Source organism: Hymenobacter sp. YIM 151500-1 (assembly GCF_025979885.1).
In the GTDB taxonomy this organism is placed as follows: Bacteria; Bacteroidota; Bacteroidia; order Cytophagales; family Hymenobacteraceae; genus Hymenobacter.
The window spans coordinates 1,182,135-1,197,415 of the sequence record NZ_CP110139.1 but is presented as its reverse complement, the minus strand read 5'-3'; the positions used below and the strand labels follow the sequence as shown (position 1 = coordinate 1,197,415).

The 15,281-nt window shown below is 59.9% G+C and carries 15 protein-coding genes; 6 read left to right on the top strand and 9 right to left on the bottom strand.

What is annotated here, in order from left to right; genetic code table 11:
* The first annotated feature begins 133 nt into the window (after positions 1 to 133).
* Together OIS53_RS04885 and OIS53_RS04880 are read left to right on the top strand one after the other, a co-directional pair.
* The gene (locus OIS53_RS04885; protein WP_264681273.1) at positions 134 to 514 is read left to right on the top strand and encodes a hypothetical protein; all 381 of its coding nucleotides are present in this window, start codon (positions 134 to 136) and stop codon (positions 512 to 514) included.
* A 201-nt stretch (positions 515 to 715) separates the two neighbouring features.
* Positions 716 to 1,078 carry a hypothetical protein gene (locus OIS53_RS04880; RefSeq protein WP_264681272.1) on the top strand — a complete coding sequence of 121 codons (363 nt, stop codon included), beginning with the start codon at positions 716 to 718 and terminating at the stop codon, positions 1,076 to 1,078.
* 107 nt (positions 1,079 to 1,185) lie between these two features.
* Here OIS53_RS04880 and OIS53_RS04875 read toward each other — a convergent pair whose 3' ends face one another.
* From OIS53_RS04875 to OIS53_RS04855, 5 genes are all read right to left on the bottom strand, one after another.
* A complete protein-coding gene (locus OIS53_RS04875) occupies positions 1,186 to 2,475 on the bottom strand; it encodes a citrate synthase (RefSeq protein WP_264681271.1) in 1,290 nt (429 codons plus the stop codon).
* Positions 2,476 to 2,700: 225 nt separating this feature from the next.
* Positions 2,701 to 4,092 carry a tRNA uridine-5-carboxymethylaminomethyl(34) synthesis GTPase MnmE gene (gene mnmE / locus OIS53_RS04870; RefSeq protein WP_264681270.1) on the bottom strand — a complete coding sequence of 464 codons (1,392 nt, stop codon included), beginning with the start codon at positions 4,090 to 4,092 and terminating at the stop codon, positions 2,701 to 2,703.
* 237 nt (positions 4,093 to 4,329) lie between these two features.
* Positions 4,330 to 4,989: a metal-dependent transcriptional regulator gene (locus OIS53_RS04865; RefSeq protein WP_264681269.1), complete on the bottom strand. Its 660-nt coding sequence runs from the start codon at positions 4,987 to 4,989 to the stop codon at positions 4,330 to 4,332.
* Between the two features lie 159 nt (positions 4,990 to 5,148).
* A complete protein-coding gene (locus OIS53_RS04860; RefSeq protein ID WP_264681268.1) occupies positions 5,149 to 6,162 on the bottom strand; it encodes a 3-oxoacyl-ACP synthase III family protein in 1,014 nt (337 codons plus the stop codon).
* Positions 6,163 to 6,260: 98 nt separating this feature from the next.
* On the bottom strand, positions 6,261 to 7,502 hold the full coding sequence (locus tag OIS53_RS04855; protein ID WP_264681267.1) for a glycosyltransferase: 1,242 nt from the start codon (positions 7,500 to 7,502) through the stop codon (positions 6,261 to 6,263).
* 77 nt (positions 7,503 to 7,579) lie between these two features.
* Between OIS53_RS04855 and OIS53_RS04850 the strand changes: the two genes are divergently transcribed.
* Together OIS53_RS04850 and OIS53_RS04845 are read left to right on the top strand one after the other, a co-directional pair.
* Complete coding sequence (locus OIS53_RS04850) at positions 7,580 to 8,404, top strand: 2,3,4,5-tetrahydropyridine-2,6-dicarboxylate N-succinyltransferase (RefSeq protein ID WP_264681266.1); 825 nt, start codon at positions 7,580 to 7,582, stop codon at positions 8,402 to 8,404.
* A 219-nt stretch (positions 8,405 to 8,623) separates the two neighbouring features.
* The gene (locus OIS53_RS04845; protein WP_264681265.1) at positions 8,624 to 9,433 is read left to right on the top strand and encodes a hypothetical protein; all 810 of its coding nucleotides are present in this window, start codon (positions 8,624 to 8,626) and stop codon (positions 9,431 to 9,433) included.
* A gap of 140 nt (positions 9,434 to 9,573) precedes the next feature.
* Here the strand turns inward: OIS53_RS04845 and msrA are convergent, their stop codons facing one another.
* Together msrA and OIS53_RS04835 are read right to left on the bottom strand one after the other, a co-directional pair.
* On the bottom strand, positions 9,574 to 10,122 hold the full coding sequence (gene msrA / locus OIS53_RS04840) for a peptide-methionine (S)-S-oxide reductase MsrA (protein WP_264681264.1): 549 nt from the start codon (positions 10,120 to 10,122) through the stop codon (positions 9,574 to 9,576).
* A gap of 276 nt (positions 10,123 to 10,398) precedes the next feature.
* Positions 10,399 to 11,289 carry a 3-hydroxybutyryl-CoA dehydrogenase gene (locus OIS53_RS04835; protein ID WP_264681263.1) on the bottom strand — a complete coding sequence of 297 codons (891 nt, stop codon included), beginning with the start codon at positions 11,287 to 11,289 and terminating at the stop codon, positions 10,399 to 10,401.
* 326 nt (positions 11,290 to 11,615) lie between these two features.
* On the opposite strand from OIS53_RS04835, the gene OIS53_RS04830 reads away from it, so the two are divergent.
* Positions 11,616 to 11,783, top strand: coding sequence for a lmo0937 family membrane protein (locus tag OIS53_RS04830; RefSeq protein WP_264681262.1), 168 nt, complete (start codon positions 11,616 to 11,618; stop codon positions 11,781 to 11,783).
* A gap of 103 nt (positions 11,784 to 11,886) precedes the next feature.
* Here the strand turns inward: OIS53_RS04830 and OIS53_RS04825 are convergent, their stop codons facing one another.
* Positions 11,887 to 12,666, bottom strand: a complete 780-nt coding sequence (locus OIS53_RS04825; RefSeq protein ID WP_264681261.1) for a hypothetical protein — start codon at positions 12,664 to 12,666, stop codon at positions 11,887 to 11,889.
* A 19-nt stretch (positions 12,667 to 12,685) separates the two neighbouring features.
* On the bottom strand, positions 12,686 to 14,308 hold the full coding sequence (locus tag OIS53_RS04820; protein WP_264681260.1) for an ABC-F family ATP-binding cassette domain-containing protein: 1,623 nt from the start codon (positions 14,306 to 14,308) through the stop codon (positions 12,686 to 12,688).
* 292 nt (positions 14,309 to 14,600) lie between these two features.
* On the opposite strand from OIS53_RS04820, the gene OIS53_RS04815 reads away from it, so the two are divergent.
* Positions 14,601 to 15,074, top strand: coding sequence for a DUF4199 domain-containing protein (locus OIS53_RS04815; protein WP_264681259.1), 474 nt, complete (start codon positions 14,601 to 14,603; stop codon positions 15,072 to 15,074).
* Positions 15,075 to 15,281 lie beyond the last annotated feature (207 nt).

The window sequence follows — 15,281 nt, the reverse complement described above, 5'->3', positions numbered from 1 at the left end:
TTTAGTTTAAGAAATTGTTCTACTTTTGGCAGTGTCCAATAACGAGAGGCAGACGGCAGTTTTGCACTTGTTAGGATTAGACGTCATAGTTGGAACATTCATTTTTACTTCTCACCACTTCATTCTCCCTTGTATGAAAAAAGTATGTGTCTTGGCTGCTCTTCTGATTAGCCTGCAAGCCGCAACGGTAGTAGCTACAGGCTACCGCCCGAAGTCCGATGGCCCGACTTCCATTCAGGCCCGCGCAACAGCCCTTACCCGTGCCATTGCCGAAAAGGCCCGCCTGGACGAAGGCCAGTATCTGCGCGTGAAGCAGCTGAACATCCGCATGCTCTCGGAAATGGAAGATCTTAAAACCCGCTTCGCCGCCGACCCCGCCATTCTGGATGAGCGCCTGGCCGACGCCCAGGCTCGTTACGAGGCCGACCTGACGACACTGCTGCGTCCGGCCCAGCTGGCCGTCTATCAGGAAAACCGGAATAGCATGACGGCCCTTGGCAGCGGCACGCGCTAAATAATGCGCCAAGTCCTGAGTTGGGAGGGCCGGGGTACACCGGCTTTCCCAGCTCGGACCAGCATTCCAAATCACATAAAACGACAGAAATAAATAGCAATAAAAAATATTGCTATTATCTAAAATAATTTGCATTTTGAGCTGAAGCTTTAGAGCATTCGCTGGTTCTTACAACTTTCACTACTCAAAACCACCACAACCATGAGAAACTTTTTCGCTGCTATCCTTTTCACCTCCGCACTGTGCCTAGAAGGCCCCGCGCAAGCCGGCCAAGGCGATGGAGGACGCATCAACGCCCGGGCCTCCGAGCTTACCCGCCGCATGGCCGAGCGCACCCGCATGAGCGAAGGACAATACGTGAAAGTCAGGCAGCTCAACCGGCAGATGCTGACTGAAACATCCGAGCTGCGCCGGCGCTACGCCAATGACGAGGCCGCCTTGGATAAGGCCATGGCTGAAGCGCAGCTACACTACGAATGGGACCTGGCCGCCATTCTGGGCCCTAAGCAGCTGGCCGCTTACGACGACCTCAAAACCAACTTTACGGCTAGCACTGTACGCTGAGAGCTAGTTGTTTAGCTTGCTGAAGTAGCAGTATAGCTTACACAACAAAAAAGCCCGCCGAAGCGGGCTTTTTTGTTGTTAGGAGGCTATGCTAACTGCTCTGAGAGCTACGACCGTTGCTCGATGCTCACGTAGTCGCGCTCAGTCTCACCAGTGTAGATCTGGCGGGGGCGGCCGATGGGTTCTTTGTTTTCGCGCATCTCCTTCCACTGGGCAATCCAGCCGGGCAGGCGGCCTAGGGCAAACATCACCGTGAACATCTCGGTGGGGATGCCGATGGCCTTATATATGATGCCCGAATAGAAGTCCACGTTCGGGTAAAGCTTGCGCTCCACAAAGTAGGGGTCAGTGAGGGCAGCTTGCTCCAGCTCCTGGGCAATGCGCAGCAGCGGGTCTTCGATGCCCAGGGCCGTCAGCACTTCGTCGGCAGCCTTCTTGATGATTTTGGCGCGCGGGTCGAAGTTCTTATACACGCGGTGGCCGAAGCCCATGAGGCGGAATGGGTCGTTTTTATCCTTGGCCTTGGCAATGAACTTGCTTGTGTCGCCGCCGTCTTTCTGGATTTCCTCCAGCATCTCTACCACTTCCTGGTTGGCGCCGCCGTGCAGCGGGCCCCACAGGGCGTTGATGCCAGCTGAAACCGAGCCGTAGAGCGAAGCGTTGGCCGAGCCTACCAGACGCACCGTGGAGGTAGAGCAGTTCTGCTCGTGGTCGGCGTGCAGGATGAGGAGCTTGTTGAGGGCGCTGACCACCACGGGGTTGATGTCGTACTTCTCGGTAGGGAAGCTGAACATCATGTACAGGAAGTTCGAGCAGTAGTCGAGGTCGTTGCGCGGGTAGTTCAGCGGGTGCCCCATGTTGTTTTTGTAGGTCCAGGCCGCAATAGTGGGTAGCTTGGCCATGAGGCGAATCACGTTCAGGTCGATTTCCTCCTTGCTCAGGTCCGGCGATACACTCTCGGGATAGAAAGCCGTGAGCGAGCAAATCAGGGAAGAAAGGATGGCCATAGGGTGGGCCGCCGACGGGAAGCCGTCGAAGATCTTACGCACGTCTTCGTGCACCAGCGTGTGCTTGGTAATCTGGTTGCTGAAGCCATCCAGCTCGGCCTGGGAGGGCAGCTTGCCGTAGACCAGCAGGTAGGCTACTTCCAGAAAGCTCGACTTCTCGGCCAGCTGCTCGATAGGGTAGCCACGGTAGCGCAGAATGCCTTCTTCGCCGTCGAGGAAGGTAATGGCGCTTTTGGTGGCGCCGGTATTCTTGTAGCCCGAGTCCAGGGTCACGTAGCCGGTCTGGTCGCGCAGCTTGCCAATGTCAAACGCCTTTTCGCGTTCGGTGCCTTCGATGACGGGCAAGGTATAGGATTTGCCGTCGAGGATCAGTTCAGCAGATTCTGCCATAAGCGTGGGGTGAAGGGTGGGTTGCGGGGCGAAGCTAAAGAATTACCGGCAAGGCCGAAAGCCTCCCAGCGTCTCGCAGGCTATACTACAATTCCACCGGGGTTGTTGTTTGCAGTTCAGGGAGGCCGCAAAGAAAGGCCCACCGCGCGACATATGCGGCATATTCCCGCGCTTTTTCTGGAAGTCCGGCGCCGGCCAGCCTCACTTCTCCGCAATGCCAGCAGGCTACTTCCCGATGCAGAACTCCGTGAAGATGCTGGTTAGCAGGTCGTCGTTGCTGATTTCGCCCGTAATCTGGCCCAGCGCGGCCAAGGCGTGGCGCAGGTCGGCGGCCAGCAGCTCAGTGCCGGTTCCGGCCCCCAGGCCCGCTAGCACGGCCGCCAGATGCTGCGCGGCCTGCTCCAGGCTGCGGGCGTGGCGCACGTTGGTCACGATGGTGCTCTGGCCGGTGCGGTCGAGCCCCGCGCCGCGCACCTGAGCCAGCAGGGCCTCGCGCAGCTCGGCGAGGCCGGTGCCCTGGGAGGCGGCAATCAGCACGGTGCCGGGCCGGGCACGGAAGGCGGCTGGCTGGGCTTCGGAAGCTGCGTCGAGCTTGTTGCCGACGGCCAGTACCGTGGTGCCGGTCGGTAAGGGCAGGGCTTCAATCTCCGCTTCAAGCTGCGCAGGGCTAGTGGTCGTAATATCAAACAGATATACCACAATAGCCGCCTGCTGCACGCGCTTGAGAGTCCGCTCCACGCCGATGGACTCCACCACGTCGGTGGTGTCGCGCAGGCCGGCCGTATCCACGAAGCGGAAGCGGATGCCGTCGAGGCTGACTTCATCCTCAATCAAGTCGCGGGTGGTGCCGGCAATGTCCGATACGATGGCGCGCTCCTCGTTGAGCAGGGCATTGAGCAAGGTGCTTTTGCCCGCGTTGGGCCGCCCGGCAATAACCGTGGTAACACCGTTTTTGATGACGTTGCCTAGCTCAAAGGAGCGCAGCAGGCGCTGCACCAGCGTTTGCACCTCCTGGAGCAGCTGCGTCAGGCCGGTACGGTCGGCAAACTCCACGTCTTCCTCCCCAAAGTCCAGCTCCAGCTCCAGCAGGGCCGCAAACTTAACGAGGCGGGCGCGCAGGTCTTTTAGCTCCTGGGAGAAGCCCCCGCGCATCTGCCGCAGGGCTACCTGGTGCGAGAGAGCCGAGTCGGCGGCAATCAGGTCGGCCACGGCTTCGGCCTGGGCCAGGTCGAAGGCCCCGTGCAGAAAGGCTCGCTTGGTAAACTCGCCGGCCTCGGCCAGGCGGGCACCGCGCCGCAGCAGCAAGGCCAGCAGCTCCCGCACAATGTAGTCGGAGCCGTGGGTGCTGATTTCCACCACATCCTCGCGGGTGTAGGAGTACGGCCCGCGGAACAGACTGACTACTACTTCGTCCAGGATGCGCCCATCGTCGCGGATGGTGCCGTAGTGCAGGGTGTGGCCGGGCTGGTCGCGCAGGCGCTTGCCGGCAAATACCTCGTCGGTGAGGCGGATGGCATCGGGGCCGGAGAGACGCACCACGGCAATAGCGCCCACCCCAGGCGGCGTAGACAGCGCCACGATGGTATCGGTGAGCGAAGGAGGAAAATCAATTGCCACAGCGGCGCAAAATGGTTTCGGCTGCAAAGGTAGGGCTACCAGCGGGAGGAAGGCAGCAAAAAAGCAGCTGCCTCTGCATTGCACTTTAGCTCATTGAGAATGTCGTTCCGGGCGCAGCAAGAAACCTGAATACCTCGCAGGGGGCTAACTCAGATTCCTTACGGGGTTCGGCATGACAGGTCACCCGGGACCGAAGCACCGCCCTGGGGCAGCTGCTTTACAGACGCCTAACTGCGCTTACTCCGCGACGTACAGGTTGCGGCTGACTTCGGCGGAAATCAAATATTTTTCCTTGTTGTGCACCTTGATTTCAAGCGAGTTATCGAACAGTATTTTATCTAGCACTTCAAGCCGGGTGCCCAGCGTAAGACCCAGCTTATCGAGGTACTGCAGAAAGGAAACTGACGTATTCTTCACGGCTACCACTGTGCCTTTGTCGCCCGGCCGCAGGTCGGCTACCAGGCGGTGCTGGGGGCGGTGCAGCACACCCTCGGCCGTGGGGATAGGGTCGCCGTGGGGGTCGTGCTGGGGATGGCCCAGGAACTCGTCGAGGCGGCGGATGAGCAGGTCGGAGTCGATGTGCTCCATCTGCTCAGCCACGTCGTGCACCTCGTCCCAGCTGAAGCCTAGGTGCTGCACCAGAAACACTTCCCAGAGCCGGTGCTTGCGGATGGTGAGCAGGGCCAGCCGGCGGCCTTCCTCACTGAGCGTCACACCCCGGTAGCGGGTGTAGTGCAGCAGCCCTTTCTCGCTGAGGCGGCGCAGCATATCCGTCACCGAAGCGGCCCGCGTCTGTAGCTCCTCCGCCACGCTGTTGGTGCTGACTTCGGTGCCCGGCTGCGCTTCTGCCAGCTTATAAATAGCCTTCAGATAGTTTTCCTCGGTGTAGCTGGGCATTATATAGAGGTGAGATGTTAGAGGTGAGAAGTGAGAGGCAGGACGGGAAGTATAGGAGCAGGGATATAGACAAAAATCAAATGAAAAAGTGAGACTGGAGCTAAGATATTCTCAGCAGCCAGTCTCACTTCTCGCTTCTATTATCTCACTTCTAACCAATTACCACTTAATCAATGCCGAGGCCCAGGTGAAGCCGGAGCCGAAGGCGGCCAGGCACACCAGGTCGCCGCGCTGGATGCGGCCTTCCTGGAGGGCTTCGCTCAGGGCAATGGGCACGGAAGCGGCGGTGGTATTGCCGTAGCGCTGGATGTTGCTGAACACCTTGTCGTCGGAAAGGCCCATTTTCTGCTGCACAAACTGGGTGATGCGGAGGTTGGCCTGGTGCGGGATGAGCAGAGTGATATCTTGGGGCTGGTAGCCGTTTTGGTCGAGGGCCTCCTTAATAACCTGCGGAAAGCGCACCACGGCGTGCTTGAACACGTTTTGCCCGTTCATGTAGGGGTACATGTCGAGGTGGTTGTCCATGGCCACTTGCACGCGGTTTTCGCGGTTCGAGCCGGGCTCCTTCACAATCAACTCCTCGGCGTGCTCCCCCTGGGCGTGCAGGTGGGTGCTCAGGATACCGTGCCCCTCGCGGGTGCTGGGCCGTAGCACCACGGCTCCGGCACCGTCGCCAAAAATCACCGACACGGCCCGGCCGCGGGTGGTTTTGTCGAGGCCGGAGGAGTGGATTTCGGAGCCTACCACCAAGACCGTGTCGTACATGCCGGTACGGATGAACTGGTCGGCCATGCTCAGGGCGTACACGAAGCCCGAGCACTGGTTACGAATGTCGAAGGCCGGAATAGGGGCTTCAATGCCCAGCTCCCGCTGCATCAGCACCCCCGAGCCCGGAAACACGTAGTCGGGCGACAGGGTAGCAAACACTATCATCTGCACGTCGTTGGGCTGAAGGCCGGCCATTTCCAGGGCCTTGCGGGCGGCATTGGCGCCCATGTTGGCGGTGGTGTCTTTGCCTTCCTCAAACCAACGCCGCTCCCGGATGCCGGTGCGTTCCTGAATCCACTCGTCGGTGGTTTCCATGATGGTGGTGAGGTCGGCGTTGGTTACCACACGGTCGGGCACGTAGTGGCCCACGCCGGCAATTTCAGATTGTCGAAGGGTGTTGTTCATCAGTGGGGAATTTGCGGGGCGCGGAGAACAGCAAAAAAGGAGCCGAAGGTAGCAATTTTCGGCGCTCTGCCCCGTAAACGGGCCGCAAAGGTCGGCAGTTACCGGATAGAATCCAGGAGGCCGTGCAACTTTTCGGCTTCTGAGGCCCAGAAGGCTTCAGGCGGAATTCCGTGCGGGTAGTAAGCGGGCTGGCGCAGCCAGTCGGCCAGCTCCGCGGCGGGCGGGTAGGCGGCCTGCTGGAAGTCGAACGAGAAGCCCGCGCCGTGGCGCTGCACCAGCTGTTGCCAAAGCGGATTGGGCGGGGCCACCAACGGTAGGCCGTGGGCCAGGTACTCAAACAGCTTGGTAGGCACGCAGCGCGCCGTGCTGGGGTGGGTCCGGTAGGGCAGCAGGCCCACGTGGCTCCGCCCGATTTCGGCCACCACCCGCGCGTGCGGCACCAGCTCCGCGCCACCGAGCAAGGTAACCGCGTCACCTGCTTCGGCTACGGCGGCGTGCAGGCGCGGCAGCAGCCCCGGTTGCTGGCAGGCCCCGATGATGGTGAGGTGGGCCAGCGGCCAGGCAGTGCGCAGGTGCTGCACAAACCGAATGGCTTCCCACACCCCGTTCAGCTCCGAGATGGTACCCGAGTACAGTAGCCGGAGCGGCTCAGTGGGTGGGGGCAAGCGGCGGGGCAGCAGGGGAGGCGCCGGCTCCGCAGCGTAGGGCTGGTACTTGTTTTCGAGAATGAGGACTGGTTTTTGGTTTTTGGCTCTTGATTTTTCGGGGGCTGATGGGGTGTGAGCTTCAGCTTGCGCCGGGCCGGAGCCGCCCTGCTCATTCTGCGCACTTACCGCAAACGGCAGCTCCTCGGCGTAGCTTCGCTCGGCCAGTATCACGGCACTGGCCCGGCGCACGGCCAGCGTTTCCAACCCCCGCACCAAGCGGGCCAGCAGGCCCCGTGCCCAGCCGGGGTACACCCACTGGGTCTGAATGTTAAGGGCGTAGTTCTCGCGCACGTCGTACACAAACCGCCGGCCCCTGCCCAACACCTGCCAGAGCATAGTGGCCGGCAGCAGCTCAGGGGCGTGCACGAACACCACACCGGGGCGCAGCTTCCGCAGCAGCTGCCAGTAGCGGAGCTGGGCGCCCAGGCGGGCTAGGCTGAGGCGGGAGCCGGCCAGTAGGGCGTGGGTGTGCAGGTTGGCGGGCAAGCCAGCGGGCTGCGGCGCGGCGCGCCCGGCTACGTGCACCTGCGCGCCCGGCCGGCTGGCCAGGGTGCGGCCGAACTTGCCCAGCATCCGGGTGTCGTCGAGGGGCTTGAGCACGGAGGCCAGCAAAATCGGTAGCGGAGGCGGCATATTGGCCGTGAAGATGGTACTTTTGGGCTTCTGGCCGGCGCCAGCACGGCCGGCCAGGCCATCAGAAATCAAGCCACATGTCTGAACTTCAACCCCTAATTGAGGCTGCCTGGAACGACCGGAGCCTGCTGCAACAATCGGCCACTATCGAGGCCATCCACACCATTATCGAAGAGCTGGACAAAGGCCGCTTACGCGTGGCCCAGCCCGGCGCCGCCGAGGGCGCCGGCTGGCAGGTAAACGACTGGGTAAAGAAAGCCGTCATCCTGTATTTTCCCATTCGCCAGATGGAAACCCTGGAGGTCGGCCCCTTCGAGTTCCGCGACAAAATGCAACTCAAAACCAGCTACGAGCAGCAGGGCGTGCGCGTGGTGCCGCCGGCTGTGGCCCGCTACGGCGCTTACCTGGCCCCCGGCGTCATTATGATGCCGAGCTACGTCAATATCGGGGCTTGGGTAGGCGAGGGGACGATGGTAGACACCTGGGCCACGGTGGGCTCCTGCGCCCAGATTGGGGCCGGGGTGCACCTGAGCGGGGGCGTGGGCATCGGGGGGGTGCTGGAGCCGGTGCAGGCCGCGCCGGTTATCGTGGAGGATGGCGCTTTCGTCGGCTCCCGCAGCATTTTGGTGGAGGGCTGCTTTGTGGGCCGGGAGGCTGTGATTGGGGCCGGCGTTACCATCACCGGCAGCACCCGCATCATCGACGTGACGGGCCCGGAGCCCAAGGAGTACCGCGGCCATGTGCCGGCCCGCTCGGTAGTGATTCCCGGCTCGTTGCCCAAGCAGTTTCCGGCCGGCGAGTACCACGTGCCCTGCGCCCTTATCATCGGCCAGCGCAAGCCCAGCACCGACCTGAAAACCTCCCTCAACGACGCCCTGCGGGAGCATAACGTAGCAGTGTAGGGGAAGTTCTAGCTGTGGTTCGCGCACAAGCAAACCAAAAAATGTAACGCGAAGTTGTACTTCACGAAGCGGCGGGACGATACCGGGTCTATGATTTCGTTCTTGCGCTTCGCGAAGTACAACTTCGCGTTACATCTTTCTGCCAAAACTGCTAACATTGTAAGACGTGGCCAGGGCAGTAATCGGTCGGGTGGCCCGCTTCCTTTTTCTTTTTGCTTAATGAGTACCCTTCGACCAGTTGTATCGGCCGCTCAGGCCCGCGACGAAGTGCGCGACTACGTAGCCCAGGAGCTGGGCATTGAACCCGGTTCCATTCAAACCCGCGTAGCCTTCAACCGGGAGCTACCTTGGGTGGATGGCCGCACCCGGCCGTGCTTTCTGGTGGAGTGGGCCGAGCCCAACGGCCGCGATGGCGTGGCGCTGGCCGGGCCCTACACCCACAACTTCTTTGAGTTTAGCCGCGCCGATGCTTATCAACTAGGCACCCAAAATGCCTGGCGCCAGCAGCTACTCAACCTCTACGCCGGCTGCGAGCTGGTGGTGCAGGCCCGCCTCACCCAGCCCCTCACCGATGTGCCCGACCCTACGCGCCTGGCCGTTATTAAGCAGGCTCTGGAGGAGCGCACCAATTGGCGCATCGGCGTCAACGTATCGTTGCGGGAGTTCCTGCGCCTGGGCACCGACGAGTACTACATCTTCAATGGCAGCTGGGTCTGGAACCCGAACTATCGGTATTCTCACCTCAAAGGCTTCATTCCTTATAGTGAGGAGAAAACCCTGATGGACCTGCCCAAGCAGGAGTTTATTCCCGTGAAGTCGTTTTCGCCCTTCGAGGCTATTCCGCCCCTGGGCGAAGATGGCGCCTACCCCGGCGAGCTGGTCAGCTTTATCATCGTCAAGAACAACCAGATCCTGGAAACCCGCGGCCTCGACCTCTACACCCGCACGCTCATGAACCAGGTAGCCATGTTCTACGCCCTCGGCCGGGAACACGGCCCCTTCCAGATCGAGCTGGTAGAGCAGATGTAGACATGAGATGGTGAGACATGAGAAGTGAGACTTCGTGCTGACAGGTTGCTCCAACAAAAAAGACGCTCACCCGAGCGTCTTTTTTGTTGGAGCAAGATGGCTAAGTCAGGGAAACGAAGCAGTGAACAACGGCTCACGTCTCACTTCTTCGTACTCACTTCTATTTTAAGCTTGTCGGCGAAGACCTGGCGCACCTTGTCCACTTTGGGCTTTACCACGAACTGGCAGTAGGGCTGCTGGCTGTTCTGGTTGTAATAGTTCTGGTGGTAGTTCTCGGCGGCGTAAAACTTTTCGAGCGGCACGATTTCCGTCACTACCGGATTAGGAAAGGCGTGGGCGTCGTTGAGTTTCTTTTTGTATTCCTCGGCTAAGCGGCGCTGCTCATCGTTGTGGTAGAAGATGGCCGAGCGGTACTGAGTGCCCACGTCGGCGCCCTGGCGGTTGAGGGTAGTGGGGTCGTGGGTTTTCCAGAACACCTCCAGCAGCTCCTCGAAGCTAATCTTGCTGGGGTCGTAGGTGATTTGCGCCACCTCGGCGTGGCCAGTCAGGCCGCTGCATACTTCTTTATAAGTCGGGTTGGCAATGCGCCCACCCGTGTAGCCCGACACCACTTTCTCGACGCCGTTGAGGTCCTGAAAAACAGCCTCCACGCACCAGAAGCAGCCGGCTCCAAACGTTGCCTGTTCCATTCGTTGGGGTTTCGTAGTTGATTTCGTGAGGGTTGTCTGCTGAGCCAGAACCGCCGTCAGCGCCCCCACCCACAGCAGAACCGTACTTACTATTCGTACCATACGAAGGAAAGGAAGTTGGAGGGAAAAAAGTTTTCAGTGTAGACCCGAGACTATCAGTGTAGACCTGAGACTATGCGAAGTGAGAGGTGAGACTTCGTCCTGACGACCTACTTGTTGCTAGAACATCGTCTCACCTCTCACTTCGCATAGTCTCAGGTCTAAAACTCTAAAACTCTACTTCCGAAACCGCTCGGCCAGCACAAGGTCTTTGGTGCCGTGGTTCCAGGAGTAGAAGCCTTCGCCGGACTTTACGCCCAGGCGGCCGGCCGTTACCATGTTCACCAGCAGGGGGCAGGGGGCATATTTCTGGTTACCGAGGCCCTCGTGCAGCACCCGCAGAATAGCCAGGCACACATCCAAGCCGATGAAGTCGGCGAGTTGCAGGGGGCCCATAGGGTGGGCCATGCCCAGCTTCATTACAGTGTCAATTTCTTCGACGCCGGCCACGCCTTCGTACAGGCTGTAGATGGCCTCGTTGATCATGGGCATAAGGATGCGGTTGGCCACGAAGCCGGGGTAGTCATTAACCTCGGTGGGCGTCTTGCCCAGCTCCCGCGACAGGTCCATGATGCGCTGGGTTACCTCGTCGGAAGTGGCGTAGCCGCGGATTACCTCCACCAGCTTCATCACCGGCACGGGGTTCATGAAATGCATGCCAATCACCTTGTCGGGGCGCTGCGTGACGGCGGCAATGCGGGTAATGGAAATAGACGAGGTGTTGGAAGCCAGGATGGCCTGAGCCGGGGCGTGCTGGTCTAGCTCCCGGAAGATGTTCAGCTTCAGCTCCACGTTTTCGGTGGCGGCTTCTACCACCAGGTCGGCGGCGCGCACGCCCTCGGCCACGCTGGTAAACGTAGTCAGGCGGCCCAGAGTGGCAGTTTTGTCGGCTTCCGAGAGGGCGCCTTTGGCTACCTGCCGGTCCAGGTTTTTGCCGATGGTAGCCAGGCCCCGGTCCAGGGCCGGCTGGTTGATGTCGATGAGGGAGACGGGGAAACCGTGCTGGGCAAATACGTGGGCAATGCCATTGCCCATGGTGCCCGAGCCAATAACGGCGACGTTGAGCATACTGCTGATGAATGGAGGGTGGGAAACGGGGTGGCCCGCACCGCGGCGGGCTGCGGCTGCAAAGCTACTCGGAAACCCGACCTGCCCAATCGGCTTAGCTGCCCTGGCTCCTCGGTAAGGGTTCTGGCTGCCGCAGATGTACGCCCGCTTTACCTGCTCCATAAGCCCAGGCAAACAGACGGCGGAACAACTCAGATATAGGTATTTTCTAAAAAAAGTCAGTTCAGCTTAAACCTTTTCCAAAAGCTGGTGCGTACAACCCCCCAAATCACTCTCCCAGTGATTCCCTTTCATCTCTCCCTTCACTTCCTTACACACTCACCACCATGGGAAATCTCCTGTATATCATCGCCGTCATCCTGATCATCATTTGGGCGCTCGGCTTCTTCGGCGTGATTGGCGGCCTGGCCAACAACAACCTGATTCACATCTTGCTGGTTATTGCCATCATTGCCATTCTGCTGCGCGTCATTCGGGGCGGACGGGTTGTCTAACCCGAGGCATCCTGCACGGGTTGTAGGATGAACCTGGTATTCCAAAAAACACAAAAAAGCCTTCCTGCACGCAGGAAGGCTTTTTTGTGTGGGGTAAGGCGCCTTATTTGAGGTCGTATAGGAAGCTGAAGCGAATGACCGGCTGGCCGTAGATGTCGTAGAGGCCGTCGTTGAAATTGTACAGCACCACAATATCCGCCGCTACCCGGTCGCCGATTTGCTGGCGGTAGCCGGCCCCGGCCAGCGGCGTCCGTACCGTCAGCCTCTGAGGAAACAGCACCCCGGTATTGGGGTCCTGGAACAGGACTTCAGCTCTGGTTACTTCGTATTCGCCGTGCAGGAAAAACTGGTTGAATACCATGAACTGCGCAAAGCCTTTGATGCCTAAGCTATTGGTGCGCAGACTTTCAGCGCCCCGCGCCGAGAAGCTGTTGTAGGCATACGAAATGCCGGGCCCCAAGGCAAACCGCTTGCTGACGCGGTAGCCAATGGCCGGGGCCAGGCTGGCACTAAATTGACTAAAGCCGTAGATGCTGCTGAACCCCAGCCCGAAGTTGCTGTACAGAAAGTAGCGCCGCAGGGGCGGCTCCGCGGCCGTTGTGCCCGGCCGCTGGGGCAGCTCCATACCCGAGGGCCGCGCCGGGTCGTAGGGGGCGCGGGAGGCGGGTACGCCGGGCTCCACGGCCGGCGCCGGCTGGGGCTCCGGGGCCGGCTGGGCGGCCGGGCGGGGTGCCGGAGCAGGCTGGGCGCCCGGCGGAGCTGTGTTCAGCTGGGGCTTGGCCGGAGCAGCCGTGCGGGTGCTGTCGGTGCGCTGGGCCCAAACGGCGGGGGCCAGCCCCAGGCTGGCCCCACTTAATAACGTAAGAAGCAGAAGGCGTTGCATAGTGCTGCTGCTAACGTAATTACGACACCAACTGATACATGCGCTGGCGCTGGGCCTTGATGTTTTCGTCGGCCAGGTACTCCTCGTAGCTCATGCGCCGGTCGATGATGCCGTCCGGGGTCAGCTCGATAATGCGGTTGGCTACGGTTTCCACCACCTGCAAGTCGTGGGAGGCAAACAGCAGCGTGCCGGTAAATTCCTTGAGCGAGTTGTTCAGGGCCGTAATGCTTTCCAGGTCGAGGTGGTTGGTGGGGTCGTCGAGCACGAGCACGTTGCCGCCCTCCATCATCATTTTCGACAGCATGCAGCGCACCTTCTCACCCCCGCTCAGCACGTTCGACTTCTTCTGCGACTCCTCGCCCGAGAATAGCATCCGGCCCAGGAAGCCCCGGATAAAGGACTCGTCTTTCTCGGTGCTGTACTGGCGCAGCCAGTCCACCAGGTTCAGGTCGGTGTTGAAGAACTCAGAGTTTTCCTTGGGAAAGTAGCTGGGCGTGATGGTGGTGCCCCACTTAAACTCGCCGGTGTCAGGCTTGGTTTCGTTGAACAGGATGTCGAAGAGGAGGGAGGCGGCCCGGTCGTCGCGGCTGATGATGGCCACCTTATCCTTCTTGTCGAGCGAAAACGACACGTTGCGGAAGATGGTCTGCCCGTCCACCGACTTGCTCAGGTTGTCCACCGTCAGCAGCTGGTTGCCGGCTTCCCGCTCCGACTTGAACGCAATGTAAGGGTAGCGGCGCGAGGAGGGCTTGATGTCTTCCAAGGTGAGCTTTTGGAGCAGCTTCTGGCGCGAGGTGGCCTGCTTGCTCTTGGAGGCGTTGGCCGAGAAGCGGCGCACAAACTCTTCCAGCTCCTTACGCTTGTCCTCGGTTTTCTTGTTGGCCTCCTGGCGCTGGCGCAGGACCAGCTGGCTGCTCTCGTACCAGAACGAGTAGTTGCCGGGGTACATGGTAATCTTCGAGAAGTCGAGGTCGGCCATGTAGTTACACACCGCATCCAGAAAGTGCCGGTCGTGGCTCACCACAATCACCGTGTTCTGGAACGAGTCGAGGAAGTTTTCCAGCCACAGCACGGTTTCGGCGTCGAGGCCGTTGGTGGGCTCGTCCAGCAGCAGCACGTCGGGGTTGCCGAACAGGGCCTGGGCCAGCAGCACCCGCACTTTGTCGGAGGTGCCCAGGTCGCCCATGATGGAGTAGTGCTTGTCTTCCGAAATGCCCAGGCCCGAAAGCAGCTCGGCGGCTTCGTACTCGGCATTCCAGCCCTCCAGGTCGGCAAACTCGCCTTCAAGCTGGGCGGCCCGCTCCCCGTCGGCGTCCGAGAAGTCGGGCTTGGCGTAGAGGGCGTCTTTTTCCTCCATCACCTTCCACAGGCGCTGGTGGCCCATGATTACGGTTTGGAGCACGGGGTGCTGGTCGTAGGCAAACTGGTCCTGCTTTAGCACCGACAGGCGCGCGCCGGCCGGCATATCCACCGAGCCGGTGTTAGGCTCAATTTCCCCCGACAGAATCTTCAGAAACGTGGATTTGCCGGCTCCGTTGGCCCCGATGAGGCCGTACACGTTGCCGGGCATAAACTTAATGGTAACATCTTCAAACAATACGCGCTTCCCGTAGCGCAGGCTTACGTTGGTGGTGCTGATCATATGAAATGGGTGCGGAGAAACAAAACGTTGGGGCCCGCCGGGGCTTCGGGCCGCAAAACTACGCAAAATGCCCTGGCTGTCAGCGGCGCACCGGCACCCTGGGCCCGGCCCTCACCGAAAAAAACGGCCAAAAGCACAACAAGCCGGACAGCCCACGGGTATAGTCCAAAGGCCCGTGGCCCTGCCGGGCAGCGCGTTGGCAACAACCCGCGCGGGCCGCGCAGTTCCGGGGCGGCGGGCTATTTGCTCTTCCGCCACCACTCACCTTCACCCAACCCCTGTTCTTTCCTCTATGGCTGCTTCCCGCATCACCCCCGAAACCAACGGCGTCCGCTACGGCCTCTATACGGGCGTCGGCATGATGGCGTACTTTGTGCTGGCTTCCCTACTCGGTATCTACGCACGTATTGAGTTTAGCTTTCTGAACCTGGTCATTCTGACGGTGGGTATCTGCCTGGCCATTGCCAACTACAAGCGGTACCGCCAAGACCGGATGCCTTATCTGCACGGCTTTGGCACCGGCATTATTACGGCGTCGGTAGCCTCGGTGGTATTTGGGTTTTTCTTTATTGTGTACGCCGGGGTCCTCAACCGGGCTATCATGGAGGGCATCCGGGGCACCGACCTGTTCGGGTTTGACTTGTCCGTTACCATTGCCTTTCTGGCCATTATGCTCCAAGGCGCTATGGGCGGCGTTATCATCTCGCTGATAGCCATGCAGTATTTCAAAAGCGCCGACCATAAGCCCATGACGGGCGTGGAATAGTGCCAGAAATCCTTGTCTGTCAAAAGCCGGCCGGACAGCCGGCTTTTTTGTTTCTCACCGCAAAACAGGAGTTAGTTGATGTTACTTTTCAACGTAATTATTCCAATAAAAAACTATACAAAATAAATAAATAACGTTTGCTAATTTGCTTTTAATAACATATTTTTGGATGCAGCTAGCCAATAACGCTACTGTAGCTGAATCTGT